The sequence below is a fragment of the Flavobacterium gelatinilyticum genome, assembly GCF_027111295.1.
Lineage (GTDB): Bacteria > Bacteroidota > Bacteroidia > Flavobacteriales > Flavobacteriaceae > Flavobacterium > Flavobacterium gelatinilyticum.
On record NZ_CP114287.1, the window covers coordinates 4,976,280 to 5,002,206 of the forward strand.

Annotated in this window: 33 protein-coding genes; 5 read left to right on the top strand and 28 right to left on the bottom strand. The window is 34.4% G+C overall.

What is annotated here, in order from left to right; translation table 11 throughout:
* The first annotated feature begins 116 nt into the window (after positions 1 to 116).
* From OZP11_RS21555 to OZP11_RS21575, 5 genes are all read left to right on the top strand, one after another.
* Positions 117 to 2,264 (top strand): cation:proton antiporter, encoded by a 2,148-nt coding sequence (locus tag OZP11_RS21555; RefSeq protein WP_281232549.1) that lies wholly within the window; start codon positions 117 to 119, stop codon positions 2,262 to 2,264.
* Positions 2,265 to 2,289: 25 nt separating this feature from the next.
* Positions 2,290 to 3,030 carry a DUF2625 domain-containing protein gene (locus OZP11_RS21560; protein WP_281232550.1) on the top strand — a complete coding sequence of 247 codons (741 nt, stop codon included), beginning with the start codon at positions 2,290 to 2,292 and terminating at the stop codon, positions 3,028 to 3,030.
* A gap of 431 nt (positions 3,031 to 3,461) precedes the next feature.
* On the top strand, positions 3,462 to 3,824 hold the full coding sequence (locus OZP11_RS21565; protein ID WP_281232551.1) for a VOC family protein: 363 nt from the start codon (positions 3,462 to 3,464) through the stop codon (positions 3,822 to 3,824).
* A 214-nt stretch (positions 3,825 to 4,038) separates the two neighbouring features.
* A complete protein-coding gene (locus tag OZP11_RS21570; protein WP_281232552.1) occupies positions 4,039 to 4,701 on the top strand; it encodes a class I SAM-dependent DNA methyltransferase in 663 nt (220 codons plus the stop codon).
* Positions 4,698 to 5,405, top strand: a complete 708-nt coding sequence (locus OZP11_RS21575) for a VanW family protein (RefSeq protein WP_281232553.1) — start codon at positions 4,698 to 4,700, stop codon at positions 5,403 to 5,405. The genes OZP11_RS21570 and OZP11_RS21575 overlap by 4 nt, the downstream gene beginning before the upstream one ends.
* Before the next feature lie 11 nt (positions 5,406 to 5,416).
* Here the strand turns inward: OZP11_RS21575 and OZP11_RS21580 are convergent, their stop codons facing one another.
* From OZP11_RS21580 to lpdA, 28 genes are all read right to left on the bottom strand, one after another.
* Entirely contained in the window at positions 5,417 to 6,100 is a 684-nt protein-coding gene (locus OZP11_RS21580) for a 2'-5' RNA ligase family protein (protein ID WP_281232554.1), read from the bottom strand.
* A gap of 5 nt (positions 6,101 to 6,105) precedes the next feature.
* A complete protein-coding gene (locus OZP11_RS21585; RefSeq protein ID WP_281232555.1) occupies positions 6,106 to 6,471 on the bottom strand; it encodes an iron chaperone in 366 nt (121 codons plus the stop codon).
* Positions 6,472 to 6,570: 99 nt separating this feature from the next.
* Positions 6,571 to 7,038: an SRPBCC family protein gene (locus OZP11_RS21590; protein WP_281232556.1), complete on the bottom strand. Its 468-nt coding sequence runs from the start codon at positions 7,036 to 7,038 to the stop codon at positions 6,571 to 6,573.
* A 145-nt stretch (positions 7,039 to 7,183) separates the two neighbouring features.
* Positions 7,184 to 8,371 (bottom strand): hypothetical protein, encoded by a 1,188-nt coding sequence (locus tag OZP11_RS21595; protein ID WP_281232557.1) that lies wholly within the window; start codon positions 8,369 to 8,371, stop codon positions 7,184 to 7,186.
* Between the two features lie 124 nt (positions 8,372 to 8,495).
* Positions 8,496 to 9,137: a porin family protein gene (locus OZP11_RS21600; RefSeq protein WP_281232558.1), complete on the bottom strand. Its 642-nt coding sequence runs from the start codon at positions 9,135 to 9,137 to the stop codon at positions 8,496 to 8,498.
* A gap of 34 nt (positions 9,138 to 9,171) precedes the next feature.
* Positions 9,172 to 9,753 (bottom strand): LOG family protein, encoded by a 582-nt coding sequence (locus OZP11_RS21605; protein WP_281232559.1) that lies wholly within the window; start codon positions 9,751 to 9,753, stop codon positions 9,172 to 9,174.
* Positions 9,754 to 9,913: 160 nt separating this feature from the next.
* Positions 9,914 to 11,017: an MBL fold metallo-hydrolase gene (locus OZP11_RS21610; RefSeq protein WP_281232560.1), complete on the bottom strand. Its 1,104-nt coding sequence runs from the start codon at positions 11,015 to 11,017 to the stop codon at positions 9,914 to 9,916.
* Position 11,018: 1 nt separating this feature from the next.
* Entirely contained in the window at positions 11,019 to 11,441 is a 423-nt protein-coding gene (locus tag OZP11_RS21615) for a DUF1801 domain-containing protein (RefSeq protein ID WP_281232561.1), read from the bottom strand.
* A gap of 5 nt (positions 11,442 to 11,446) precedes the next feature.
* Positions 11,447 to 12,487 carry a serine hydrolase domain-containing protein gene (locus tag OZP11_RS21620; RefSeq protein WP_281232562.1) on the bottom strand — a complete coding sequence of 347 codons (1,041 nt, stop codon included), beginning with the start codon at positions 12,485 to 12,487 and terminating at the stop codon, positions 11,447 to 11,449.
* Between the two features lie 149 nt (positions 12,488 to 12,636).
* Positions 12,637 to 13,050 carry a hypothetical protein gene (locus OZP11_RS21625; RefSeq protein WP_281232563.1) on the bottom strand — a complete coding sequence of 138 codons (414 nt, stop codon included), beginning with the start codon at positions 13,048 to 13,050 and terminating at the stop codon, positions 12,637 to 12,639.
* A 106-nt stretch (positions 13,051 to 13,156) separates the two neighbouring features.
* Positions 13,157 to 13,549, bottom strand: a complete 393-nt coding sequence (locus OZP11_RS21630; protein WP_281232564.1) for a hypothetical protein — start codon at positions 13,547 to 13,549, stop codon at positions 13,157 to 13,159.
* A gap of 25 nt (positions 13,550 to 13,574) precedes the next feature.
* Entirely contained in the window at positions 13,575 to 14,021 is a 447-nt protein-coding gene (locus tag OZP11_RS21635) for a hypothetical protein (protein ID WP_281232565.1), read from the bottom strand.
* An 85-nt stretch (positions 14,022 to 14,106) separates the two neighbouring features.
* Positions 14,107 to 14,520, bottom strand: a complete 414-nt coding sequence (locus OZP11_RS21640; RefSeq protein WP_281232566.1) for a 3-hydroxyacyl-ACP dehydratase FabZ family protein — start codon at positions 14,518 to 14,520, stop codon at positions 14,107 to 14,109.
* 104 nt (positions 14,521 to 14,624) lie between these two features.
* Positions 14,625 to 15,221, bottom strand: coding sequence for an NAD(P)H-dependent oxidoreductase (locus tag OZP11_RS21645; RefSeq protein ID WP_281232567.1), 597 nt, complete (start codon positions 15,219 to 15,221; stop codon positions 14,625 to 14,627).
* Positions 15,222 to 15,238: 17 nt separating this feature from the next.
* Positions 15,239 to 15,670: a GNAT family N-acetyltransferase gene (locus OZP11_RS21650; RefSeq protein ID WP_281232568.1), complete on the bottom strand. Its 432-nt coding sequence runs from the start codon at positions 15,668 to 15,670 to the stop codon at positions 15,239 to 15,241.
* An 82-nt stretch (positions 15,671 to 15,752) separates the two neighbouring features.
* Positions 15,753 to 16,091: an avidin-fold protein gene (locus OZP11_RS21655; protein WP_281232569.1), complete on the bottom strand. Its 339-nt coding sequence runs from the start codon at positions 16,089 to 16,091 to the stop codon at positions 15,753 to 15,755.
* Positions 16,092 to 16,109: 18 nt separating this feature from the next.
* The gene (locus OZP11_RS21660) at positions 16,110 to 16,757 is read right to left on the bottom strand and encodes a suppressor of fused domain protein (RefSeq protein WP_281232570.1); all 648 of its coding nucleotides are present in this window, start codon (positions 16,755 to 16,757) and stop codon (positions 16,110 to 16,112) included.
* Positions 16,758 to 16,836: 79 nt separating this feature from the next.
* On the bottom strand, positions 16,837 to 17,355 hold the full coding sequence (locus tag OZP11_RS21665; protein WP_281232571.1) for a TPM domain-containing protein: 519 nt from the start codon (positions 17,353 to 17,355) through the stop codon (positions 16,837 to 16,839).
* A 152-nt stretch (positions 17,356 to 17,507) separates the two neighbouring features.
* Positions 17,508 to 18,188: a carbonic anhydrase gene (locus OZP11_RS21670; protein WP_281232572.1), complete on the bottom strand. Its 681-nt coding sequence runs from the start codon at positions 18,186 to 18,188 to the stop codon at positions 17,508 to 17,510.
* Between the two features lie 95 nt (positions 18,189 to 18,283).
* Positions 18,284 to 18,802, bottom strand: a complete 519-nt coding sequence (locus OZP11_RS21675; protein WP_281232573.1) for an arginase family protein — start codon at positions 18,800 to 18,802, stop codon at positions 18,284 to 18,286.
* Between the two features lie 50 nt (positions 18,803 to 18,852).
* The gene (locus tag OZP11_RS21680) at positions 18,853 to 19,131 is read right to left on the bottom strand and encodes a hypothetical protein (RefSeq protein WP_281232574.1); all 279 of its coding nucleotides are present in this window, start codon (positions 19,129 to 19,131) and stop codon (positions 18,853 to 18,855) included.
* A 207-nt stretch (positions 19,132 to 19,338) separates the two neighbouring features.
* Positions 19,339 to 20,085, bottom strand: a complete 747-nt coding sequence (locus OZP11_RS21685; protein ID WP_281232575.1) for a DUF2314 domain-containing protein — start codon at positions 20,083 to 20,085, stop codon at positions 19,339 to 19,341.
* Between the two features lie 112 nt (positions 20,086 to 20,197).
* A complete protein-coding gene (locus OZP11_RS21690) occupies positions 20,198 to 21,160 on the bottom strand; it encodes a DUF6620 family protein (RefSeq protein WP_281232576.1) in 963 nt (320 codons plus the stop codon).
* Between the two features lie 24 nt (positions 21,161 to 21,184).
* A complete protein-coding gene (locus OZP11_RS21695; RefSeq protein WP_281232577.1) occupies positions 21,185 to 22,126 on the bottom strand; it encodes a hypothetical protein in 942 nt (313 codons plus the stop codon).
* 11 nt (positions 22,127 to 22,137) lie between these two features.
* The gene (locus OZP11_RS21700; protein ID WP_281232578.1) at positions 22,138 to 22,380 is read right to left on the bottom strand and encodes a hypothetical protein; all 243 of its coding nucleotides are present in this window, start codon (positions 22,378 to 22,380) and stop codon (positions 22,138 to 22,140) included.
* Positions 22,380 to 23,333, bottom strand: coding sequence for an SPFH domain-containing protein (locus OZP11_RS21705; RefSeq protein ID WP_281232579.1), 954 nt, complete (start codon positions 23,331 to 23,333; stop codon positions 22,380 to 22,382). Before OZP11_RS21705 ends, OZP11_RS21700 begins: the two co-directional genes overlap by 1 nt.
* Before the next feature lie 316 nt (positions 23,334 to 23,649).
* Entirely contained in the window at positions 23,650 to 24,114 is a 465-nt protein-coding gene (locus OZP11_RS21710) for a copper resistance protein NlpE (protein WP_281232580.1), read from the bottom strand.
* A 197-nt stretch (positions 24,115 to 24,311) separates the two neighbouring features.
* Entirely contained in the window at positions 24,312 to 25,700 is a 1,389-nt protein-coding gene (gene lpdA, locus OZP11_RS21715) for a dihydrolipoyl dehydrogenase (RefSeq protein WP_281232581.1), read from the bottom strand.
* Between the last annotated feature and the right edge of the window lie 227 nt (positions 25,701 to 25,927).

Consider the following 25,927-nt stretch of genomic DNA (forward strand, 5'->3'; position numbering starts at 1 on the left):
TTTTTGTAGTGAAACAGGAAGTAAAAATAAGTTGTTTTTACTGCTTCAATTTTCGTTTTAAATTCTGAAAAATGTCTTTTTACGATTATTAATGCCACAAGAAGATAAATTACTTTATGATAGAATTTTTCAGACATCTATTACACGAATTCGAATTACCGCTCAGCAACCCAGTATTGATTTTTTCTTTAATACTTTTTATAATACTGCTTTGTCCTATTTTATTAAAAAAGATAAATATTCCGGGCATCATCGGGTTAATTATTTCAGGGGTTGTTATTGGGCCGCACGGATTAAATATTCTGGCAAAAAACTCAGCAGTTGATTTATTTTCGACCATTGGGCTTTTGTATATCATGTTTATTGCCGGGCTCGAACTGGATATGAATGAGTTTAAAGCCAACAGAAACAAGAGTTTGTTATTTGGTTTTTTTACGTTTATCCTGCCGCTTTCGATAGGTTTTCCAGTTTGTTTTTATTTATTGCAATACGATTTTAACGCCAGTTTTTTAACGGCAAGTATGTTTGCTACACATACTTTGGTTGCCTACCCTATTGTAAGCAAACTTGGAATCGCAAAAAATCAGGCGGTTGCCATTACCGTTGGAGGAACTATTTTGACAGATACGGCTGTTTTGATTATTCTGGCCGTCATTATGGGAAGCAGTCAGGGAAATTTGAATCAGGCTTTCTGGATCAAATTAGGAATTTCGCTGGCGATTTTCTCTGCCATTATGTTTCTTTTGATTCCTCGTATTGCCAAATGGTTTTTTAAGAAACTTGAAAGCGAAAAACATGCTCACTATATATTTGTGCTTTCGGTGGTTTTCTTTGCTGCCTTTTTGGCCGAAGTAGCAGGAGTAGAGCCTATTATTGGGGCATTCGTTGCCGGATTGGCGCTGAATCCGTTAATTCCGCATTCATCAGCTTTAATGAACCGAATTGAATTTATAGGTAATTCATTGTTTATTCCGTTTTTCCTTATTTCTGTTGGAATGCTGGTTGATGTAAGTGTAATTTTAAGCGGTCCGACAGCATTGATTGTAGCCGGAACTTTGAGTGTTGTGGCTATTTTTGGAAAATGGATTGCTGCATTTTTTGCACAAATCGCTTTTAGATATACCAAAACCGAAAGACAGCTTATTTTTGGGTTGAGCAGTGCACACGCTGCAGCGACTCTGGCGGTAATTTTGGTAGGATTTAAAGCAAAAATCCTTGATGAAAATATCTTAAACGGAACCATTATTTTAATTCTGATTACTTGTATCGTAGCTTCGTTTGCAACTGAAAAAGCCGCGAAAAAAATAGCCATCTGTGAAGAAGAATTTTCACATGAAGATGCCGGAAAAGATCAGATTCTGGACGAACATATTCTAATTCCGCTGGCAAAAACATCGGCAGCGGCCAGTTTACTTGATTTTGCCCTTTTAATTAAAGATAAAAAATCATCAAATCCGGTTACTTTATTAACGATTGTTCCGAATAATGATCAGGCCGAAAAAAATATTTTGAAGTACAGGAAAGCAGCTGACAAATTTGTAATTCAGGGTTCAGCTTCAGAAGTAAAAATTAATACCATTGCCAGAATCGATCACAATCCGGCGAGTGGTATTGCCAGAACGTCAAAAGAAATCATGTCTGATATTGTGATTGTGGGATGGCCGAAAAAGACAGGTTTCCTGGATAAAATTTTTGGAGAAAATGTCGATTCTATTATCAACAATGTCGATAAAAATTTATTCATCTGCAGATTTTCGAAGAATTTTATAGAAGAAAAAAGACTGGTTTTTATTTGTCCGCCTTTTTCTGAAAGAGGAATTGGATTTCAGCTTTTACTACAGAAGATTTCCAGATTATCTCAGGAATTAAGCATTCCAATCGTAATTTATTCTGATGAAAGAACGCACCAGGCCATTCAGCAGATTGGAAGCAGCCTTAGACTGAATGCAAAATTGGGCTTTAAAAACGTATTGGACTGGGATAATTTCGATTCTATTTCAGAAGAAATAAAACAAACTGATTTAATTGTTTTCAATCTGTCCAGAAAAGGTTCTGTTTCCTACCATTCAATTTTTGACCGACTGCCTCAGAAATTCGATAAATTCTTTGACGGAAATAACATTCTTTTGGTTTATCCACAAGATGATCGTCACGAAAGTGCTATGGATGCCTACGAAGATTTTACGGCAACGCCTTTAACGAAAAGTCTTGAAGCGATTGAACAAATTGGCCGTGGTTTAGGAAATATTTTGAAAAAAGGTTAAAAATCACTATCTACATTCTCAATAAATGACACGAAAGTTTCCCCTAATCGCATTGCTATTTATAACTTTTGCTGCCACAGCACAAAATAAAATGAAAAAAGCGGAAGAACTTATAGATAAAAACGATCCGGGATGGACCGTTGTTGAAGACTGGATTAAAACGGCAAAAAACAAAGTAGAAGTACTGCCTGTCGATGCTGGAAAAGCAAAAGACGCTTTGTATAAAACACAGGTTACGACCCGTTCACCAATGGGGGCGATTGTGTATATGACCGGCGGACTCTTGATTGATGACGGATGGATCCGAATTCTGGGTTCTGGAAATGCAAAATTTAACCGTACGCTTCCGGATTGGAACAAAGGAAAATCGTTTACCGAGTTTGGTGAAGCAGCGCCTTTTTTACTGATCGCAGATGATGCTATTGGCGGGTTTTATCTTTTAAACGGAGGCGGATTAGGAACTGATGTAGGAAAGATTTATTATTTTTCTCCGGATAATCTCGAGTATGAACCGCTTGATGTTACGTATTCGGAATTTTTAGGATTCTGTTTTAATAATGATCTTGATAAGTTTTACGAAGGAAACAGATGGAGCAGCTGGAGAGCAGAGGTTTCAAAACTAAAAGGCGATGAAGTTTTTAATTTCTATCCTTTCCTTTGGACAGCGGAAGGTGATGTAAATAAAAGTTCCAGAAAAATCATTCCTGTTCAGGAGCAATACGGTTTGAATTTAGATTTGAGAAAACAGTTAGGTTTTCAGAAGTAAATCTTAATATGGAACTTTTAAAAGAGATTTTTAAGAAATATGATTTTCCTTTGAGAGATTCAGTACCTTTAATTTTAGTTGAAGATGTTGAAAAATATTCGAATTTAAAACTTCCAAAAGATTATATTTTTTATCTCGAAATTTATTGGAGTTGAATTTATAAAGCTTTGGAGTTTAGAAGAAATCATTGAAGCTAATAAAGATTATAATATTGTTTCTGAATTATCCGGAACAATTGGAATTGGATCAAATGGCAGCGGCGAATATATAGGAATTGAATTTAATTCAGAAAATGCTCTAAGAATTGTTCTTTCTCCTTTTATTGATTTAGATGCGGAATATCATATTGAAATTGGTAAGTCATTTACTGATTTTCTTGTACGGCTTGACAATGAAGTTGAATGGTTTTTGTAAAATTAAATTCTTTTAAAATGAACCACAAAATAAAATCGATCAGACCTTTTATAGGTGCCAGAAATTTTGAATTATCGAGAAGTTTTTATCGCGATTTAGGATTTGAAGAAACCGTTCTGGAATCTAATTTTTCTGTTTTTAAAAGTGGAGAAACTGCTTTTTATCTTCAGGATTATTATGCGAAAGAATGGATCGAAAATACCATGATTTTTCTTGAAGTTGATAATGTAGAACGCTATTACAATGAGCTTAAAGCTTTAAATCTTCCCGAAAAATACGAGGGAGTAAAATTAACACCAATCCGCCATTTAGAATGGGGAAGTGAATGTTTCCTGCATGATCCGTCCGGGGTTTTATGGCATTTTGGGAAGTTTGTTTAAAAGCGGATAATTTAAGAATCGATAGGGGTTATTCAATACGATTTAACCAAATTCACAGACGATATAATTACACGCATCCTGTGGGTTATTTTCAACGAATATAAATTAACGATAAAGGTGTAATTAGCATCAAAAAAATCTCCAAAAACATAAAACTAAATTTGTTTCGCGTAAGATAATTTTTATTTTTGTTTAATTCTTTAAAAGCAGAAATATGGATGAAATTATACGTTATTACGATGCTCTTGCGAGTTCTTACGATGAGGATCGGTTTGATAATACTTACGGAAAATTTCTAGATAATCAGGAACGAAAAATTTTAGACAGAATCCTGCTTAATAAAAATGAAGAAGTTCTGGATCTGGCCTGCGGAACAGGCAGACTTTCTAATTATGCCACGATTGGTGTAGACGGCAGTTCTGAAATGATCGAAATAGCCAAAAAAAAATTTCCTCAAAAAACATTTCTGCGCAATGAGGCCGATACTATTATTCTGGATGATGAATCTGTTGATACTATTATCAGTTTTCATTTTTTTATGCATTTAAACGAAAACAAAATAAACCGGATACTGCTTGAGGCCGACAGGATTTTAAGGAAGAAAGGCCGTATTATATTCGATATTCCATCCAAAAAAAGGCGAAATCTGCTGGGTTACAAAAAGAAAAACTGGCACGGTGCAAACAGCCTTGATATTTCTGATTTTAAATCAAATCCGAATTTTAAAATCAAAAGAACATTTGGAATCTTGTTTTTTCCAATTCACAGGTTTCCAAAGTCATGGCGAAAGTTTTTGGTAAAACTGGATTCGGTTCTGGCCAATTCATTCCTAAAAGAATACAGTTCTTATTTAATTATTGAATTAGAGAAGAAATGATACGGAGATGGAAACAGTTTAAAGTTAGTTTAAAATTACTGATCAGGTTTAAAACCGATCTGTTAAGTAATGCCTTGTTTAAATTTCCTGCTAAAAACAGCAGTAATCCAGTTTTTGATTATTCGATTTCTTTATCTCAGGAAATTAGAAAAAATAACGGTTTTGAGAATAAAGTTTATAATCTGCAGCTGGCTTCGGAAAGGATTAACCAATATGTTCTGGAACCCGGGCAGATTTTCTCGTTTTTTAAAATTATAGGAAATCCCAATTCAGGTTTCAGAAAAAGCAGGACGCTGGTAAATAATACACTGGTGGAAGAAAAGGGAGGCGGTATCTGTCAGGTTTCGGGAATTATTTATCACATAAGCCTCATGGCCGGACTGGAAATTTTAGAAAGGCATAATCATTCTATCGACATTTATACAGACGAAACCAGATTTGCCCCATTAGGAACTGATGCAACCATTGTATACGGCTACAAGGATTTGAGGGTGAGGAACAATTTTTCGTTCCCAATCAAGTTTCAAATAAATGTAAAAGAAAGTTCTATAGTTGTCTCTTTATTAAGTTCTGAACTTATCCATAAAAGACAGCTGTTTTTTGAATCGTTAACCGATAAAGATTCTACAACGGTAAATGTTCTGGGGCATGACAGAAAATTACTGAATCAGTCCCGATATAAAAAGCTCCAACACAGTTTGTAGTTTTGGGCAGGCTATCTTAAACAAAATTCACCCAGAACTTTGGTGTTCTTTTTACGCTGATACCAGTCGTTGTAAACGAGTTCGAGACTTGTAACATTGAATTCTCCAAAATCATAATCACGAAACTGATCTGTAATATGTATTAATTTTTTTGGATCAGCTAATTGTTCCTGAAAACGCATTACGGTTGAATGTGCTGTCGAAATGGTGTAACGGCTGTCAATACTTTGCTGTAATCCCGAATTTTTGAAATTTTCGCGAAGTTTATCGCGTAAATTATTTAAAGTTTCATCTGTTGGAAAACCCTGAATCATCAGCGCTGAAGGAGAAGCGGTTATTCCTTTAAACTGAATGGTGATTTTATCTACATCAACAAGACTTTTGCAGATAACCTGGATATAATCGTTTGGAGAAATTTGGTTTACGTGAAAATTTTCCGAACAGGAGATAATGGACAAAACAGTAACGTGAATATCAGAATCAGGATAAAAGTACTGGTCCGGTTCTGTTTTTTTTAATTCGTCGATAAAAAGCTGAATCTTCGTTTTTATTTCACTATTGGGGCGAATAAGGAGCGTTACGCCAAATCGGGAATCAGATTCGTTTTTGATCGCAGCATCTGTTTCATATTTTCCTTTTATGATAGCTTCTGAAGAGGTTTTGTAAAGTTGATTGTAATGTTGGGATAAGTGCATGGAAATTATTTCTTTTTGGCTTTGAGATTTTCTTTGACCCTAAATTTAACAATTTTAGTAATTAAATCATATGGTATCGGATCTTTTAGCGGAAATTGTACAGAGCCTTTTCCGGATTTGTACTTCGAAAGTTCTTCTTTAAATTCATCATGACCGCTTGGCAGTGCATACAGCCCGATATGATTTTTATAACCGGCAAAATACACTACGATTCCGTTTTGGTCAAAAGCCGGCATTGAATAACTGATTTTTTCCTTGGCCTCGGGAGCCGCTTTCTGAATTGTTTCACGTATTTTTTCCAAAATTTCCTGAATCTCATTTGGGAATCCGCCAATGTATTCGTCGATATTTTCGGGTTTCTTAACTTCCATGGAGTTTTGTTTTTTTATTGTTTCAGGTTTCAGGTTTCAAGTTTCAGGTTTCAGGTTAACGCTGAGAGCTTGGAATCTGAAACCTGAAACAAATTTTTTTTAAGCTAATCCTTTCGGAAAGCGGTCTAAAACCAAATTGAGTTGTAATTTATGTTCGAGATAAGCTTTTGCGCCGGCGAGAACAAGCGTAAAACCTTCGGTAGAATTCCGAACCTGATCGATTATTTTATCTGAATCGCCTTGAAAACCGGAATTGGTAATGCTTACAAACGTTTCATTTTCGTCGAGCGCATGAAAAACCCATTCGACTAAAGTTACTTCATCGGGATTTCCCCACTCAATTACAATCTTTTTATTTTCCTGTAAAACCAATGTCGTAACCGAAAGAGAGAAGCCATACATTTCCCATGTCCACTCGGTTTTTTGGTTTTCTTCTAATTTTCCGGAACCTTTTGTAAACCAGAATTTACTCGTGATTTCGGGATTTATAAAAGCCTGGAATACTTCAGAAACGTGTTTCCTGATCAGCATTTCGGCTTTTGCGAATTTATTATTCTCTGTTTTCATCTTTTTGCAGGATTAGATGTTTAACAAGTAAGGTTTTGAAATTGCGAAATCTCAAAATTTTGAGCTGTAATTTACGAAAAAAGTGACGGAATAAAAAAAGAGCCTTACAAAATGTAAGACTCTTATTAAATTGTTTTTATTAAGTTTAGAATATCGTGTATCCTAATACAAAAGAAAATGCTTTATAATCAGATATCCAGTAAACATAAGAACCAAAAAGTTCTTTTCCGAAATTGGCTCTCACCTCTGCGCTGTATTTCTTTTTGTAATTGTAACCAAGACCAACCACAAAACTGGCTTTTGGTTCAATTTCAATCTCGTTAGTTCCAAAAACACCTTTAGCGTTAAGAGCTTTTTCCATTACATATTGTGCATTTGTGAATATCTTCGAATCATTGTTCAGGAACATATTGTATCTAACCCCTATAGGAAATTCGATTGTATTGTAATCGATTTTTGCGGTATATCCTCTTGCATTTTTTATTTCAGAACTATAATTCTGATACGTAGGTTCGATAATAATAGCCCATTTGTTTTTATTGAATGGTAAGACGAATTCGGCTTCAAGACCAAGTCTAAAACCTATTTCGTTGCTGAATTCTGCGTCGTAAATATTGGCTACATTATTTGTAACATTTAATTTAGTACTCGTTATACCTGGTCTCACGGTTAAATTAAATACATCTCTTTTTTCCTGATTTTTAAAACTTTTGATTTCTGAATTGTAGAAGCTGTTGTATTTTGTAAAGATTTTTACAAGGTCATTCTTTTTGTATGAAAGTCTTTTAAAATCATCTGTCGAAATGTTATCAGATTTTAAAGTAGTTGCCAGCTGCTGTTTGTAATAGTTATTCTCACCAAGTTGGTTTTCTTCTATTTTATAAGTTTTAAAAACCAGCTGATTAACCGCTGTAGTATCGGTTTTGAAAAAGAAACGGTTTGTATTTCCGTCTGTATATTGAAATAATGTTGCTTTTCCTTCTAATAAAATTCGTAGAAGAATAGTTTGTTTTTTAAATTGAGGATTTCTGTCGTAATCTAAATCGTTGATGTTGTCTGTAGACTGATCCACATCAATAGTGAATTTTTCATATTTTGATTCGTTTTCGATTTCAAACATCTTTAACTGCTGCATCGAAACTGTAATAGGCTGGTCTTTTTCATCCAACTTGTACTGAATCTCAGACGGATTGCTGCGCCAATCCATATTCCTGATTAAACAATTGATTTTGTTATCGTTATTATCGATGTAATATCCTTTTTCAAATCTAATTTGAGATTGTGCGGCAAAACTTAAAAGAACGAAGAAGCACGCAAATAATTTATTGTACATTTTTGATTGGGTAATTAATTTATTTTTGGGTAAATATAGAGGGTTTTTGTTTGTAACTATTTTTTTTATTTAAATTTATTTTTAAGCTGTTATTAATTAATAATGTTACTCTAGATCATTCGATTTAAAGTGTAATTCCGGCAATTAAGCTGACCGTATTAAATTTTAAATAAGCATCAGTAGGCATTGCAGGTTTGGCAACATCGGTTAATCCCAGATTATCTCTTAGTTCAAGGTAAAGCAGGTGTTTTTGAGTTAATTTAAACTCTTTTCCAAATCCTGCAGCAATTCCAAAATCAAATCTTTTTCTGTATTTTGTGTTTTCCATATCGCCATCCCATGATTTTGATTTCATTCCGGATTTAAGTAGATAACCAACATAAGGTCCGCCGTTTACGTAGAAGTTTTTACTGGAGAAAGTGTATTTTAATAATACCGGAAGTGTGATGTAATTATAATAGGCAGTTGCTTTAATAGTACGATAGGTCATGCCGCCATTTTCCCATGATCCCATTCTTCCTTCTGAAATTTGTGTTTTTCTTTCGTAATTAAGATCTGCTTTTATAGACAGTTTTTCTTTTAGTGGAAATTGAAACGAAGCGCCAAATAAATAAGAGAAGCCCTCTCTGCTGCCAGAAGAATCATAACCTCTAAAACCGGTGTAAGTTAAACCGGTCTGTAATCCAAATTTAATTTTAGAATCCTGTGCGGTAGTTTTGAACGTAATTAGGGTAAGCGTAAAAAATAAAAAGGCAATTTTTTTCATGTTTTTGTTACTGTATGTTATATTTTTTAATGGCTTAAAGCTGTTTTTTATCAATCCATTTTCCAACAGCCGGCGGTGTGTAGTTTTTCATTTTTTCTAATAGATCATCAATGTTATCGCTTACCAAAAGCATTTCCTGATTCACGTCTTTCAATAAACCTTTTTCGACCATCACTTTTGTAAGTTCGATTAAAGAATCGTAAAAGCTATTGATGTTTAAAATTGCGATTGGTTTTTTATGTAAACCCAGCTGTGCCCATGTCAGCATTTCGAATAGCTCTTCGAGAGTTCCAAAACCACCCGGAAGCGCGATTACTCCGTCGCATAAATCGTTCATTTTGGTTTTTCTTTCGTGCATGCTTTCCACCAGAATTAATTCAGTTAACCCCAGATGAGCAATTTCTTTAGATCTTAAAAAATTAGGAAGCACACCAATTACGGTTCCGTTTTCGCTTAAAGCGCCATCTGCAACCGCGCCCATTAGACCAACGTTGGCGCCGCCGTATACTAAACCAATATTTTGTTTTGCTAATGTTTTGCCAAGTAATACGGCTTGTTCTTGATAAATTTCATCGGTTCCAAAGCTGGACCCGCAGAAAACTGTTATTCTATTCATGAGTTGTTTTTAGTGTTCGATGTTCAGGTTTTTAGTGTTCGATGTTCAGGTTTTTAGTGTTCAGTCTCGGTTTCAGTGTCAGTGTCCAGTCAATCTAAAATGAATTCACAATAAACATTTTACAATAAACATTTTACATTTTACAATTCACCATTCACAATTAATTCACCCCTTTCCACCATTGTTTGAATTCCTGATTTTCGTTTTTGAGTTCTACTGCTTCTCCTATCATGGGTGTGATTAGCGGAATTGGCGTTTCAGATAAACTGTTTAATTCGGTTACCTGAATTAAAGGCTGATCCCAGGAATGAAGTGAGAGAGCAAATTTTGAAGAATGAACCGGAAATGCTCGTTTTGCTTTTAAGTCTTTCATGGCTTTTATAACATCTTCGGGCATGTTGTGAATGTATTTCCAACTCTGGTTGTATTGACCGTTATCAAGTAAAACAACATCAAACGGACCGTATTTCTCGCCAATTTCTGCAAAATGAGTATCGTAACCGCTGTCTCCGCCCAGATACATTTTAAAATCTTTTGTTTTAAGAATAAAGGATGTCCACAGCGTGTTGCAGCGTTTAAAACTTCTGCCTGAAAAATGTCTCGACGGTGCTGTGTAAAGTGTCAGTTTATCATCGAGTTCTATTTTGCTGTACCAGTCTTTTTCGATAATGTTTTCTGATGGAAAGCCCCAAAACTCCAAATGAGATCCTACGCCAAGGGCTGTGATTACTTTTTTGGTTTTTGGCTTTAACTTCAGAATAGTATCATAATCTAAATGATCATAATGATCATGTGTAATCAGCAGATAATCAATTTCCGGAAGATCATCAACCGTATAAATATCTGAACCTTTAAATGATTTTGTAGTGCCGGGAACAGGCGATGCGTTGCCGCTGAAAACGGGATCAATTAAAAAGCGTTTTCCTTCGAGCTGGATAAAATAAGAAGAATGTCCAAACCAGACTAGAACATCCTGATCCGGTGCGAGTTCATGTAAATTGGTTTTGATAGATGGAATTAAATCTGTTGGGATTTTCCGATCTACTTTTTTGAAGAAAAATTCATAAAAAACTTTTGAATAGCTGGCTCCTTCGGCCAAATCCGGGGTAAAGGACTGGTTTTCGAATTTTCCGTTCTTGTATTGAGGTGATTTCTGAATAGAATTTAGTCTTTCTCCGGAAGGCGCTTTTCCAAATTTTGGATGCTGCAGGAAATTGTAAACAATAAGTGCTATTAAAAATAACAGAATTAAGAATGTAACCATTTTATTTTGAGGGATATAATTTTTGTAAGCTGGCAGTCGAAAGCAAAATCATCTGCTTTAAGATTTCAATATCGATATCTGCTAATTTTTTAATGTAAATACAGCTTTTCCCCGCTTTATACTTTCCAAATTTTGAAAGTAATTCGTCTTTATTTTCAAAATCAGAATTAAGATAAAGAGAAGTAGCATCTTTTCTGGGCGAAAAAGCAGCGAGCGGCGCATCGCCTTTGTGTCCGCTCTCGTATTGGTAATGATAACTTCCAAAACCAATAATACTCGGCCCCCACATTTTGGGTTCAAAATGAGTGGTTTCCTGTATGATTTTTAAAAGCTCAAATGCATCATTTCTTTTTGTTTCATCTTTAATAGCATTTATAAAATCAGTTACACTGCTTTCTGTTTCGGTTGTTTTATTTTTTGCCATCTTGATTATTTTTTATGTAACAGATCACTTTGCATCAGGATATTCTTGATTTTGAATTCGGAGATATAAAATAAATCAGAATCGTCATTCATCTGGTTTTCCAAAACAATTAAACTAATATCGCTTTCCGGAAAATACAAATTTACAGAAGAAAATCCGTCTCCTAAACCGGTATGGCCAAGATATTTAACGGGTTCTTTTTCGATTATTCTGATTCCGTAACCATAACCTTCTTTTTCTTTTCCAAAAAAGTTATGCTGCGATAAAATCGAATATTGAATCATTAATTGATAGGTTTCCGGTTTCAGGATTTTTCCTTTGTGCAGATTATTATTCCAGATTGCTAAATCGGAAGCTGTAGAAATGATTCCGTCAGCACCGAAACTTTCCGGATTAATCTGACTTTCGTTTTTAGGCTGCATTTCGTTTTTATTTACGAAATAACCTGTTGCCAGATTTTGTGCTTTGTTCTTTGAATAACAATAAGTGTGATTCATTTTTAATTTTTTAAAAAGTGCTCCTGAAACTTCAGCGTAACTTTTTTTGGTGCTGAATTCTACAATTTTACCAACAAGATTAAAACTTAAATTTCCGTATTTATAATCTGATCCGGGTTTAAATACCAACGGTTTTTGCAGATCGACAATTCCGTGAGTATGATTTAAGAGATTATGAACCGTAACCGAGTCTGCCCAGGTTTGGGTTAATTCTGGTAAATATTTTTTAATCGGGGCATTTAGATTTACTTTTCCTTTTTCGACTTCCAGCAAAAGTAAAATGGCCGCGATTAGTTTGCTGTTGGACATAATTTCGAACTGCGTATCTGGTTTTATAGGCTTTTTTGTTTCAAAATTGGCAAATCCTTTTGTTTTTGTGTACAATGTTTTTCCGTTTTGGGAAATCAACACAACGCCATTAAAAACCGGCTGGGTGTTTTGAAGTAAACTGTCTATCTGCAAAGCATATTTATCTTGTTTTTGAGCAGAAGTGCCGCAGCTTGTCAGGATAAAACAGAATGTAAGTAAAAAGGTAATTTTGAAGGCCATTTTTTTTAGTGTTCAGTTTTTTTAGTATTTATTCTCAGTGGTTAGTATTCTGATTTTCGTATTTCGTATTAGTTTATATTCTAAGTTTTTGTTTGCTTGTTAGCAGCAACTGTAAACTGTTACAGAAACCGATCACTAAAAACTGAACACTAGAATTTCCTGCACGTGAGGCGTAAGGCAAGGTAGGCCGTTGGGATATAGGCAAAAATTAAATCGATGAGTGTAAACCAGGTGGGAGAAGGCATTGAGCTGACGCTTACAATACCGCACAATAAAAAGAAAGCGCCAATAAGCAATGCAAGTTTCTTTTTGTGGTTAACAGCGAGTAAAGCAGTTGTAACAGCTCCTGTAAATGTTCCGATGGCGTGCGCTAAAAATGGCAGAAGAAAATGCTTTGCTTCAAATAAATGCATGCTTTCCTGCAGTCCTTTCATTGTGGTATTGTTACAGCCGTCAGGTGGAGGAATTATAGAACCGCTGATTAAAATGATACTCATATTGACAATACTTCCAATAATAATTCCAACAATGACTGCCAGAGTATTTCTTAAAACAGGATTCATAAATACAGGGTTTAGTCTTACAAATCTATGAAATTATTTAGATTGTAGATTATTTTAGATTCGAGATTATTTTAGATTTTAGATCGGATTGCTTTTTTTAATTTATCTATTGATATTTAAAAGCTATCTTATATTTTTTCATTTCAGGATTTTTAATAATATAAGTAACTTTATCAATAGCTTTAGAAGTACAAACTACATCCGAAATTGACTTGTGAATTAAATAAAGAGAGTCTTTTTTAATTTCTATATCTCCTTTATAATTCCCGCATGCGTTTACATTAATCAATTGCGATACATAAATAATATCATCTAAATATTCGGTTTTCATTTTATATTCTGTTCCCGATTGCAATTTTAACGATTTTTCATCCCCTGGTTCTGCCACAGCATAAGAGTTAAAATAGATCAAATTTTCATTATGCTGCGGTTTTTCGGTCTGCGTTTTATTCTGGCATGAAATACAACATATAACAGCAAAAAAATATAAATACTTCATGAAGGAAATTTAGATTTTGGACTTTTTAATTTATAGCTTCTGATGCAAAAAGAAGGGTAACCAAAACGGCAGCGGTTATTAAGGAAGCACCGATAGAGATTCCAATTATTCTCCACCAGCCAAATTCTTCGCCTCCATTGGCAATATGTTCGTTTATTTTAATTTCCTGATGTTTTTTTACAAAATAAGAAGCAATTCCCATGTATAGTAAAGAAAATACAATGCTTGGAATATCTATATTTTCAGGAAGTAACAGAATTAAAGCTAAAACAAGAATAAGGGAGGAAACACAAATAATCCATGTTTGTTTTACTTTTTCGTAATCATCAAAAACTTTAAAATTTTCGGCTATGAAATAACCTGCTGCAAGCGGACCGCCTAAAAAGGCACTTACACGGATTGCTTTTTCTGAATAAATTTTTTGCTGTGGAATTTCTTTAAAATTAGATTGTTCGGCTGTTGTATTTTCCATTGTACTTTTTATAATGTGAGAATAACGAAAATACTATATTAGTCTGGATTTATTAGACTTTAAAAGTCTTTTTTAGATGATTTTTCTACGAAATTTTGACGCACATCCAGCTTGCTTTCAGAATAGTTTTTTCATCAATAAATGCAGTTCCCTGCTGTTTGATGATTTTTTCGCTTAAGCGGACATTTTCTACTACAAATTTTACATGATCGCCAAATCTGGCACCTCCAAAAAATTCGGCACTTTCAATGCTTACCAAACCAAATATTCCGTCTGTAATACCCAAAAGTTTAACTCCGGCACCGCCGCATTGTGCCATGGATTCTATTAAAATGGTTCCGGGGATAAAATCAAGATCAGGAAAACTGCCTTTAAGCCAATTGTCTTTATCGTCGAAAGTTTTATAGCCAACAATAGATTCCTTAGTATAAGAGGTTATTTCATCAACAAATAAAAACGGAGCTCTGTGCGGAATAAGACTTTCAATATTTTGTACCATGATTTGTAATTTTGTTCTCTGCAATATACATAAATTATTAAGGATTTTATAGTATAGATTCCGGATTGGCATTAAAGATAAACATCATTTAATGTGAGAAGTAATCAGGCAAAATGTTTTTTAATTTTTTCTATGCTGTTTTCAAGCTGTAAAAAATGATCTTCCATCACGTTTTCTAGTTCAAGAGTACCGCCCAGAACCAGCATTTCTTTGTTTTCAAAACGCTTGCCAAGCCGGTCTTCGATCATTATTTTTTCCATACTTTGAGCAATGCCGATTTCATTTAAAAAAGCATTAGGATGTCCGGCCGTACAAATTACAAGTCCAAACGGAATTGTTTTCATTTTAGGAAAATTTTCTGTTTGTCCGTATGCATATCCAACCGAATACACGCGGTCAAACCAGCCTTTTAACTTTGCGGGGCAGTCACTCCACCAAACCGGATAGAGGAAAATAATACAATCGGCTTTTTCAATTTTTTTATGTTCTTCTAAAACATCATGGGAGATTGGCAGTTCCAGTTTAGCAAAACCTTCTCTTTCGTATTCTTGTTCAGACATATCGCTTTGAAAGTTTGAAGCATATAAATCTGAGATCTCCAGATTCCAGTTTTGTTTTTGTATTACAGATTTCAATTTTTCTAAAACCTGAAATGTGTAGGATTTTTTACCGGGATGACTGTATACGATTAGAATATTCATTTTTGCAGGATTTAGATTTATGTAATTTCTTTCGACAGTTCAAACAAAATATAGGTACCGTTTGGAGATTCACCTTTGCTTTTTTCAATAAAACCTTTTCTTCGGTAAAAAGCGACAGCCTTTTTGTTATTTTGCAAACATTTTAAAGTAATTGGAAATTGGGTTATTTGAATAACTGCTTTTAACAATTCAGTTCCAATGTTTTGTCCCTGATACTGATTGTCAATGTATAAATGATGAATAAAATTATTCGGCATCCAGACCGAAATAAATCCAACTATCGTATCGTTTATTTTTGCAATTAAAATTACTTCGCCCTGTGTTTGTTTATCAAAATCTTCAAGGTGGAATTCAGATGTGTCAAGCCACGAAAACGTGCGTTGTCTTTCTTCGAGAAATAATGTTCTTAAAGCTTCAAAATCAGTTTGTATGACTTCGGTTATTTTCATTTACAAGAGACTGATTTTGTTTAACGCAGAATAAACATTTAATCTGAAGTAAAAATAATTTAAAATATTGAATAGTAAAAAGTTATTGCTCTTCTATAACAGAATTCCCTTTTGAGAGATCTCCTGATGTCCATTGCCAGGTTTCGTGAAGTCGTATTTTTCCGTTTTCAAGAATTTCCGGTTTAGAGGTGCATATTCCTGTCATAAGTTCGCCTTTTTTATTCACCTGATGATAGCGCATTTCGATATTACCTTCGTTATCAACCAAACCAATTAAATGACCGCTTACGATCTGGCCGCCGGAATATTCAGAAGTTAAAATGTTACCGTTTTGTTTGTAATGAAAAAAGGTTTCGCTTGATGTTTCTCCGTTTTCTGTATTACTGACAGGGGAGAAGGTTTTATTATTGTAATTGATCATATTGAGTAATCTTCTGGATTATTTTCGGTTTAAATCTGTAATAAGGAGCGGATTGTTTTCTCTTAGTTTGTTTACAAGTTCTTCGGCAGTTCCGGGGTTATCTTTAATAGATTCGTATTCGGCAGAAGTGATACCTGTGATTTGTAAAAATGTAACTTCGCCATGAGGAGTCTGCTTTTTCGGGATTTCGGGATCGTTTACAAAAACCAGCGCCGTAATATCAGTGTCAGTTTCGAGCCTGATAGGTCCGTTTGCCGGCATAAAATGAAATTCTTCAAACCAGTTTCCGCTGCTAAAAACATATTTGGCAATATTCTGCAGTAAAGCAACTGCCCATGAAGGAGGATTTCCGTTATCTCCTTCAAAAGGTTTTAACCTGAAAGTAAGTTCAAAACCCCATTTACTGAATTCGCCGTTTACTTTTTCTTCGTTATAATATAATTCTGAAAACCCGTAGGTTACAAAATGAAAATGATCGGTTTGTTTTTTGCTTTCATAGATGCTTACGCCGTCAAGAGGATATTCGCCTCCAAGCATATAACTAATAGGCGGTGCATAATGTTTAGGTTCCTGATCCGGATAAAGACGATCAAATTCCTTATCAATTTCCAGCCATCCTACGGCATCATCCTCTGTAAATTCTTTTTTGTATTCTTCTAATGTCATCTTGCAAGGCTTTTAAAATAGGCAATACAAGATATGATTTTTAGTTTAAAGATCGAATTTTATTTTGGCTTTTTACAGATTAGTTAGAAGGCTGCAGTTTTTTCATAAAGTATTCTGATGCCTGTTCTAAGCCTTTAAAATAGTCTCCTTTTTTAAATTCGGGAACGGCATACGTGCTTACAATACTTTGAGTGTCTTCGTTATTAAGTTTGTAACGGATAAAATCGACACTTAAAACCTGAATTTGTCTCAGGGTTTTACTTACTACAATTAGTATGGTAGGATCTAACCGCGGATCTTTGGCTAAAAACTTGTCCAGATCCTGTGCAAATTCTTCAAAACTGGCAAAAGGTTTTACGGTTGGAGTTGTTACGATAACAATTTTATATAAATACTTTTTTTCGAATGCGTTTAAAGTATTGTTTAGTGTTTGTGTCTGTTCCGGAGTCAGGACTTTTTCGAAATCATTGACACAATTTGAAGAACTTGAAAATATTGTTTTTAAAGCTGTATTTAAATCTGAATCATTCTTGTTTTGGGCTGATAAAATAGTTAATGACAGCAGGTTAATCGAAATAATGAAGAATAATTTTTTCATTGTAAAAACAGGTTAAATTTGGTGTCGCAAAAATAGAACTTTATTGACTTTAAATATGCTATGAAAGTGAAGATTATATCATTTAATTGAAAAAAAAATCCGTTTGGCAGAATTGGTCAATCGGATTTTTTTTACTAATGCATTTTTATGCGTTATATCTTATCTATTTTTCCTGTATGTACATCGTAGCGCATTGATACCACTTTTGCTTTGTGTTCTTTTGCAATTGGATTATCCTGAATTAGTTTGACCGAATGTTTAATATTTGCATCGATTGCACCTAAATAATTAAGTTCTTTTGGCGAAATTTTATCGGCTTCGATTTCCTCATCTTCATTTGATATGGTTTCAATAATATCATCAATATGATTTAAATGTTTTTTATACGCCGCGTTTTTGTCGTTAATGTAGGCTTTTACGGCACCGCATTCTGTGTGGCCTAAAACTACAACCAGTTTAGCATCCAGATGTTCTATGGCGTATTCAATACTTCCCATGTCGATATCTGAAATTAAGTTTCCGGCATTTCGTATTACAAATAGATCGCCAAGTCCCTGATCGAATATAATTTCCGGAGAAACGCGGCTGTCTGAACAGGTTATAATAATGGCAAAAGGTTTCTGCCCGTTCTGATTAGCGAGTACTGTTTTTTTATCCTGATGCGGATGAATGGATTTGCCTTCGAGAAAACGCTGATTTCCAATCTTTAACTGTTCTACGTCGTTCGTGTTTTGAGCAGTAGTTTTGTTTTGTTCTTTTGAGTTCTGACAGCCCAGTACAATGCATGCTGTGAGAATTGCTAGTAAAACGACTATGGTAATTTTGTTTTTCATTTTGTAAACTTTTTAATATTTAAAACGCTACAAAATTATTTTGCATTAAATTCCAAATGGATGATAATAAGTCTTTTTTGTGTTAAAATAAATCATTATTTAAATGAGTTAAATGTTGTTGTGAGGTTTGTTATAAAGTCTTTTGTATAGGTTCCCGAGGGATCAAGATCAGGATCAAGAATGGTTATTTCGAGTCCTGCCAGTTTTTCGCTTTTAAATAAATAAGACAGTAATTCATTGAATTCTTCATACGAAAGTCCATCCGGCGTTCTGCTGTCTACGCAGGGCATTATGTCATCATTTAAAACATCAACATCAATATGAAGCCAGAAACCGTCCAGTTTTTTCTTTTTAACTTCAAGAAGAAATGACTCGGCGCAATTCTTAATGCCTTGTTTTCGAAGTTCGGCAAGACTTATATAAGTTGCGGCCGATTTTTTGATTTGATTTTCGTATTCATCATCATATTCGCGGTTTCCTGTGCACCAAAGATTTTCTTCTTTAATGTAAGGGGATAAATGAAGAATATTGGTTAGTTTGGTATGTCCGTTTCCGGTTACTATTGAAGCAATCATGCCGCCGGCACCGCCGGTTTGGGATAATGAAATATCCATAAAATCAGTATGACCGTCGAGATAGAATAATGCATAGTTTCCTTTTTGTTTTAAGGCAATTTGTTTTGACTGAGCAGATTGTTTATTAAATAGGCTTGTTCTCTGGCGTAAGTAACCAATGAATCTGCGTTTAAGATATGTGTTTCCGGATCTTTGATATTTGAATATTTTGGAGGATCAAGCCGAATGCTGTTTTTAGTATTAATCAGTTTATGAAAATTGTGTTTCCATAACCAGTCCGGTAAATGTTTTACACCCGGTTCTTTTCCAGTCTCTGGTTCTTTGAGCCCCAAATTTGAAGGGAATTCTACTATGGTTACTTCTTTCATAAAATTGTTTTTTTGAGATATAAAGTTATTAAAATTAAACTGCCTGCGTATAATTTTTCAGCTCTGGTACTATAGTTTGTAAACTAATAAGATGTTTCACTTGTTTTGGTATTTACAGATTGCTATGTAAAAGAGAATGCTTTCTTTTTTGATATGTTTTTATGAAATAAAAAAATCCGGTTATTTACAAACCGGATTCTTCGTTTTTTAGAATAAAGGAATTAAATGTTCCCATTTAAGTTCTTTTGCAAAATCTGATGCTGTTTTTCCGCTGGCGGTTTTAGCATTTTTATCGGCTCCATTTTTCAGCAGTACTTCTACCGAAGTACTGTTTCCGGCAATAGTTTCGCGATGCAGAAAAGTATAACCGGCTTCATCCTGAGCGTGAACTTCGTTTGGATTATTTTTAATAAATTCAACGAGGCTTTCTTTCATGTTTTTGCTCATAGGGTGTTCGATCAGGTTTTCGGGTTTTTCATTTTGGTCCGAAACTACATGTATATCGTTAAAATCACCAAAATCAAGTCCCCAGGCGTTGTCGTGTCCTTCTCTTTCTTCATCACTCATTTCAGAACGCATCGCATGAATTGTAAAACCTCCGTACGTTTTGCCCTGACTTGCAAATAACCAGTCACTGATTTGGTTGATCGGAATCGCCACTTCGTCTCCGTTATTTACATTTGTCAGTTCGTTAGGATCGTTTACCAGAATGCCGTAAATGGTCTCTCCGTCAAAATCAATATCATTTATCCACATATGTTCGACTATGGTTTCGTTGTCGATTTCCTGAGTAAAAGCCAGTTTTACGCAGGCAACATCCAGACCAGGAATAATACGGCGGAATTCCCACGAAAGTTCTCTCCAGAAATATTTAAAGGTTTCTTGTGCTTTTTGATAAGCTTCGATCATTTTTGGACTTTCTCCGTCGGCGAAAAATATTGGTGTGTCTGCCATGTTTAGTAATTTAATAGTGTAATCGTATTTATTATCTTCTTTTTGAGATGAAAAATCCGATTTAGTTTTACAAATCGGATTTTTAAAATGTTATTCTAAAAAGAAACTGATGTTAGAAATTTACATCATCTGCAATATTTCCTCCTTGTTCTGCAGCAAATTTTGCTGCATATTCTTTTTGTTTTTCCTGCTGGTAGTTAGAAAATTCCATAATATCCTGTGAGTTCCAGTTTTGATTTTGCTCTGTCATCCATTGCATTGCAACAGATTGAAAATCTGCCAAATTGATTCCAAAGTTTTCCAAAATCCATTGCGCGCCATCGATTCCGTATTCGTAAGCTGCCTGTCTGGCTCCGGCAAGTTCTTCGTAAAAATAACGGTCCGTTTTCATTCTTTCCAGATTGGCAGCACCCTCGGCAGAAACTTCGGCTTTTAGATTTTCTAATTGCGGAACCGTAACGTTTTCTGCATAATACTGCCCGAATAAAGTGGTAACCGTAAACGAAGTATCTTCGCCCATACGCTGCGGCCAAATCGTATTTAATTCTTCCCAGATAATAGGTTCAAATCCCATTGCTTTACAAACTTCAAGATAATCGATTCCGGCACTAATTTTAAGACACATTGCGGTATAAGTTCTTAAATCTACACCATGAACCGGTTCCAGGAATGGATTATTGTCGTCAACTTTTACAAAACCCGAAGTTTGAATTCCGGTGTATTTTAATGAATTTGCATGTTCAAAACGAATCATTTGATCAGAATCGCAGTTGTTCCATTCTGTGTAAACAGCTCTTCTGTAATTGAAATAAATATTTTGAATGTCTTTTTCGTCAGGATTCTCACCGCTTTCGCGCTCGTCCTGAATCCATGCCTCGGCTCTTCGTGCAACTTCTGCATCAAAATCTTCAACAGAATAATGTGTTCCGTGCAAAGTTTCAGGATCATATTCGACTTCCTGATATTCATTATCATAATCCTCTTCATAATTATTATTAGAAGATTGAGTTTGTTCATAATTCTGATTTTCCTGTTTGTTGTCTCCAGATAGAGATCCAAAAAGTTTTTTAAACATTTGTCGGTTTTTAGGGTTAATAAATTATATATATTGCAACTGATTTTGATACATTTTTTCGTTATGTTCCTTCAAATCCGGAGTAATTTTATTCCATTCATCGTACATCGCTCTTAAATAAATCTGATGTAGTTTTGGTGCATTTTTAATAGCAAATTGTCTTTGTTCTTCCAGATAGTCCATTTTTGCCTGAATTTCATTCAATACATTTTTATTTGATTCGTGAATTTTACTCAAACTCAATTCATGGCGCTGATGATATAATTCTCGTTCCTTGTTATTTTCAGTTTCAAATTCTTCATACAAATGCGCTGTTCTTTGTTCGGCAAGACCGCGTGAAATATTTTGAAGATTTCTGGCCTGTGTACTGGGTTCAAATGTATTTTGGGTTTGGCAGTATGGACATGAAATATAAGTTTCGATCAAAAATATTTTCTGGATTGTAATATTTCCACCGCATTGTTTACATCCAAATTTGTCTTTAATGTTTTCAAATTCATTTAAAATCTTTTGATATTCAACTTCAAGATCACGTTCTTGTGTTTTTTCAATTTGTTTTCTCCAATAATCATATCGCTCGTCAAATTGGTTATGGCGTTCTGAGCAGACATTTCTAAAATCGGAAATCAAATTATGATGTTTGCTTAAAACAGAAATCTTAGAATCGTAATGATAATAAACATCAATAATTTTTTCTTCGTAAGTTTCTCTGGCCTTTTCCCGAATATGATTTAATTGACCATTTACGCCCGAATATACTTTATGAAAAGTTCTTTTATAAAGATCTTCATCTTCCTGTAAAATCTGTTTTAATTCCGGAATTGAAGCAGTTGCCAATTCTTCCATTTTGGCTTCTAGTTTTTCTAAAAATGTAAACCATCTTTGTTGCGATTCCTGAAGTTCTGCATGCCATTCCGGAAAAGTTTCTTGGCTTTCTTTTTGTTTTTTATTAAATAATCCGAACACGTTTTATAATTTTAAAGTGAATTGTCTTCTTTTTTAATGTAAATTCCGTCTGTAAGTTTTACGTTTAAAAACTTAAAACCACAATATGCACAATGAGTTACGCCATCTTGTTTTGCCCTTCCGGCGCCACAATTTGGGCAGTCTTTTAGTTTCATTTGTGCGTCATTGATTTCGGTTTCTCCGCCATAATTAGATTGTTTTTTTGCGTTTTCCTTTAATCGGTTTAAAAACGAATTGACTTTTTTCTCTTCCATTATAACTGACTTAATAATTCACTTTTCTTTGATTTATATTCATCTTCATCAATTAAACCGGCATCGAACAATGATTTTAGTTTTTGAAGCTTGGAGGTCAGATCGTCAGCGCTTTCCTGTTTTGGAGTTTCTTTGTTTTGTTGCAATTGATTTAGAAGAATCCCCATGCTCAATGCATTTTGAGTAGCATCATGAAGTGCCGTTCCTTTATCGCCAATTGCTGTTGCAGTATTGAATTTGGTAAATTTATCCATATCGGTTACCATATTCATATTGGTGATTTTGTCGTAATGCGCTGTAACTTCTTCAGGAAGAGTAACGCTTGTAATTACAAATTGCGTTAATTCAATTCCGAATTGAAGAAAATAAGGCTTTAAATAAGGTTCAATTTTTTGACCTAATTGCGAAATGTTTCCGGCAACATCTGTAATCGTGATATTTTCGTTTGCTAAAACTTCTCCAAATTTTGGAGCTACAAAATCTCTTAATTGGTTTTGTAGTTCAAAGATTGTAAGTTGTTCATAGGTTCCTGCATATTGACGGAAGAATTTGGCAACATCAACGATTTTAATATCAAAACTTCCAAATGCACGAATTCTGATTTGTCCAAATTGTGTATCATTCATTAAAATTGGAGCCGGAGTTCCCCATTTATTATTAATAAACTGATGCGTATTGAAAAAGTAAACATCGACTTTAAACGGACTTTCGAATCCGTATTTCCAGCCTTTTAGCCTGCTTAGAATGGGAATGTTTTCTGTAGATAAAGTATGAAGTCCGGCAGAAAATACATCGGCTAGTTGACCTTCATTCAAAAGCATAACCTGTTGACTTTCGCGAACGGTTAATTTTGCTCCATTTTTTATTTCTTTGTCTTCATCAGGAAACTTCCACATCAATAAATTAGGATTGCTTGTCGTGGCTTCGATTATTTCTATAAAAGGTAATTTCATGGCATTTTCTTATTTATAAAGAATAAAAATAAGAATTCTAAGACGAAGAAAATATATTTTTATGTCAAATTTTGAACAAATTTTTATTTGGTTATTTCTTTTGGGTAAAGTGTAAAATGTGATTGGTAAGTTGATAGTAGCGAAATAATTATTAGAATATGATACTGATTTCGTAATCTGAAAATAGTTTTTGCGTGAAGGATGGGAGCGGCATCCTTTTATGGCGGGGTTCGCCATAAAAGATATAGCGGACAGCCTGACCCGGAGGGACACGCCATAAAAAAATCCGACCTGCTTTCGCAAATCGGATTTTAAGTTATTCTGCATGTTTTACTTCTACTTGTTTTAGAATGTAATTTTCGGCAAGCGGCCCGGTTATTTCTTTATTTTCATTGTCTAATTGTATCAAAATATTTTGTCCAACCTTATACGAAATTGTAGAACTTTTATCTTTTGTGACTGTAGTAATTATACTTCCGGTTTTATCCCAGCTAAAAGTTCCGGTTTCGGTAAATTTATTGTCTTTTCCTTTTCCTAAGTAAGTAGATTTTACTGAGAAAGTTTTATCTTCATTTAAGATGATTTCTTGTTCAATTCCTTCACAATCTGCACACGGAATTGTTCCTTTATAGGTTCCTGGCCAATCTAGCGAGTTTTCAGAATTATCTTCGCTTATTATTTGTGTTTCCTGTGTGATTGTTTCTTCTTTTTGAGTTTTTTTATTCTCGCAGCTTGCCAGAATAAGGACAAAAAAGGCTAATGATAAAATTTTTGTTTTCATTTTTTTCTAAATTAAATTATTTGAAGTTAATTAGATAAATAACGAAAAAGTAGTATTTTTATTACTTTACAATTTAAGTTTTAACTGAAATTTAAAAGAACAAAAAAATCCGATCTGTTTTCACAAATCGGATTTTTATAAATTGAAAATTATATATAACTCCGTAAAGACATTTGAGGTCTCTACATTGTATATTTTTACAAGTGAATTACTTCGCCGTAAGCATCAGCAACAGCTTCCATAACAGCCTCGCTCATTGTTGGGTGAGGGTGAACTGCTTTTAAGATTTCGTGACCAGTAGTTTCTAGTTTACGGGCTACAACTGCTTCAGCAATCATATCTGTAACACCAGCACCAATCATGTGGCATCCTAACCATTCTCCGTATTTAGCATCGAAGATTACTTTTACGAATCCGTCAGCAGCTCCGGCAGCTTTTGCTTTTCCAGATGCTGAGAATGGGAATTTACCAATTTTTAATTCGTAACCTTTTTCTTTAGCTTGTTTTTCTGTTAAACCTACAGAAGCGATTTCTGGAGTTGCGTAAGTACAACCCGGAATGTTTCCGTAATCGATTGGGTCTACGTGTAAACCTTTGATTTTTTCAACGCAGTTGATTCCTTCAGCAGAGGCAACGTGAGCCAAAGCCTGACCAGGAGTTACGTCTCCAATTGCGTAGTATCCAGGAATATTAGTTTGGTTGTAAGCGTTTACTAAGATTTTATCTCTGTCAACAGCAATTCCAACTTCTTCTAAACCAATATTTTCGATGTTTGTTTTGATTCCAACTGCCGAAAGTACGATATCAGCTTCAAGAATTTCTTCTCCTTTTGCTGTTTTTACAGTTGCTTTTACTCCGTTTCCAGTAGTATCAATTTTTTCTACAGAAGAGTTTGTCATGATTTTTACACCAGCTTTCTTCATAGAACGTTCCATTTGTTTAGAGATATCTTCGTCTTCAACAGGAACGATGTTTGGCATAAATTCTACAATAGTAACTTCTGTTCCCATTGAGTTGTAGAAGTGAGCGAACTCAACTCCAATTGCTCCAGAACCTACAATAATCATAGATTTTGGCTGCTCCGGCAAAGTCATTGCCTGACGGTATCCAATTACTTTTTTACCATCCTGAGGTAAGTTTGGAAGTTCGCGGGAACGTGCTCCGGTTGCGATGATGATGTGATCAGCGCTGTATTCTGTAACTTTATTGTCTTTATCAGTAACGTCAAGTTTTTTTCCTGGTTTTAGTTTTCCAAAACCTTCGATAACGTCAATTTTGTTTTTTTTCATTAAGAACTGAACTCCTTTGCTCATTCCTTCTGCTACACCACGGCTGCGTTGAATAACTGCTGGAAAATCTTTATCGAATTCAGAAACTTTTAATCCGTAATCAGAAGCGTGTTTTAAATAATCAAAAACCTGAGCAGATTTTAATAATGCTTTTGTTGGGATACATCCCCAGTTAAGGCAAACTCCACCAAGATTTTCTTTTTCTACTACAGCTACTTTAAAGCCTAATTGAGATGCTCTAATCGCTGTTACATATCCTCCAGGACCACTTCCTAAAACAATAACGTCGTATTTCATTTTTTTGGGTTTTAGTATTAACTACCGAAAAATGAATTTTACAATTCAGAAACTCATTTTTCGATTTTCTTTCTTTTGTTATTTGTGATTGCGAATTTAAGGATTTATTTTAAATGAACGCCCTTAAATTTGTATTTACAAGCAGAGATTTTGGTCTTTTCACATAGAAAGCCGGAATTGTTAATTGTAAATTGTGAATTATGAATTGTAAACGGAGTTTTTGAAAC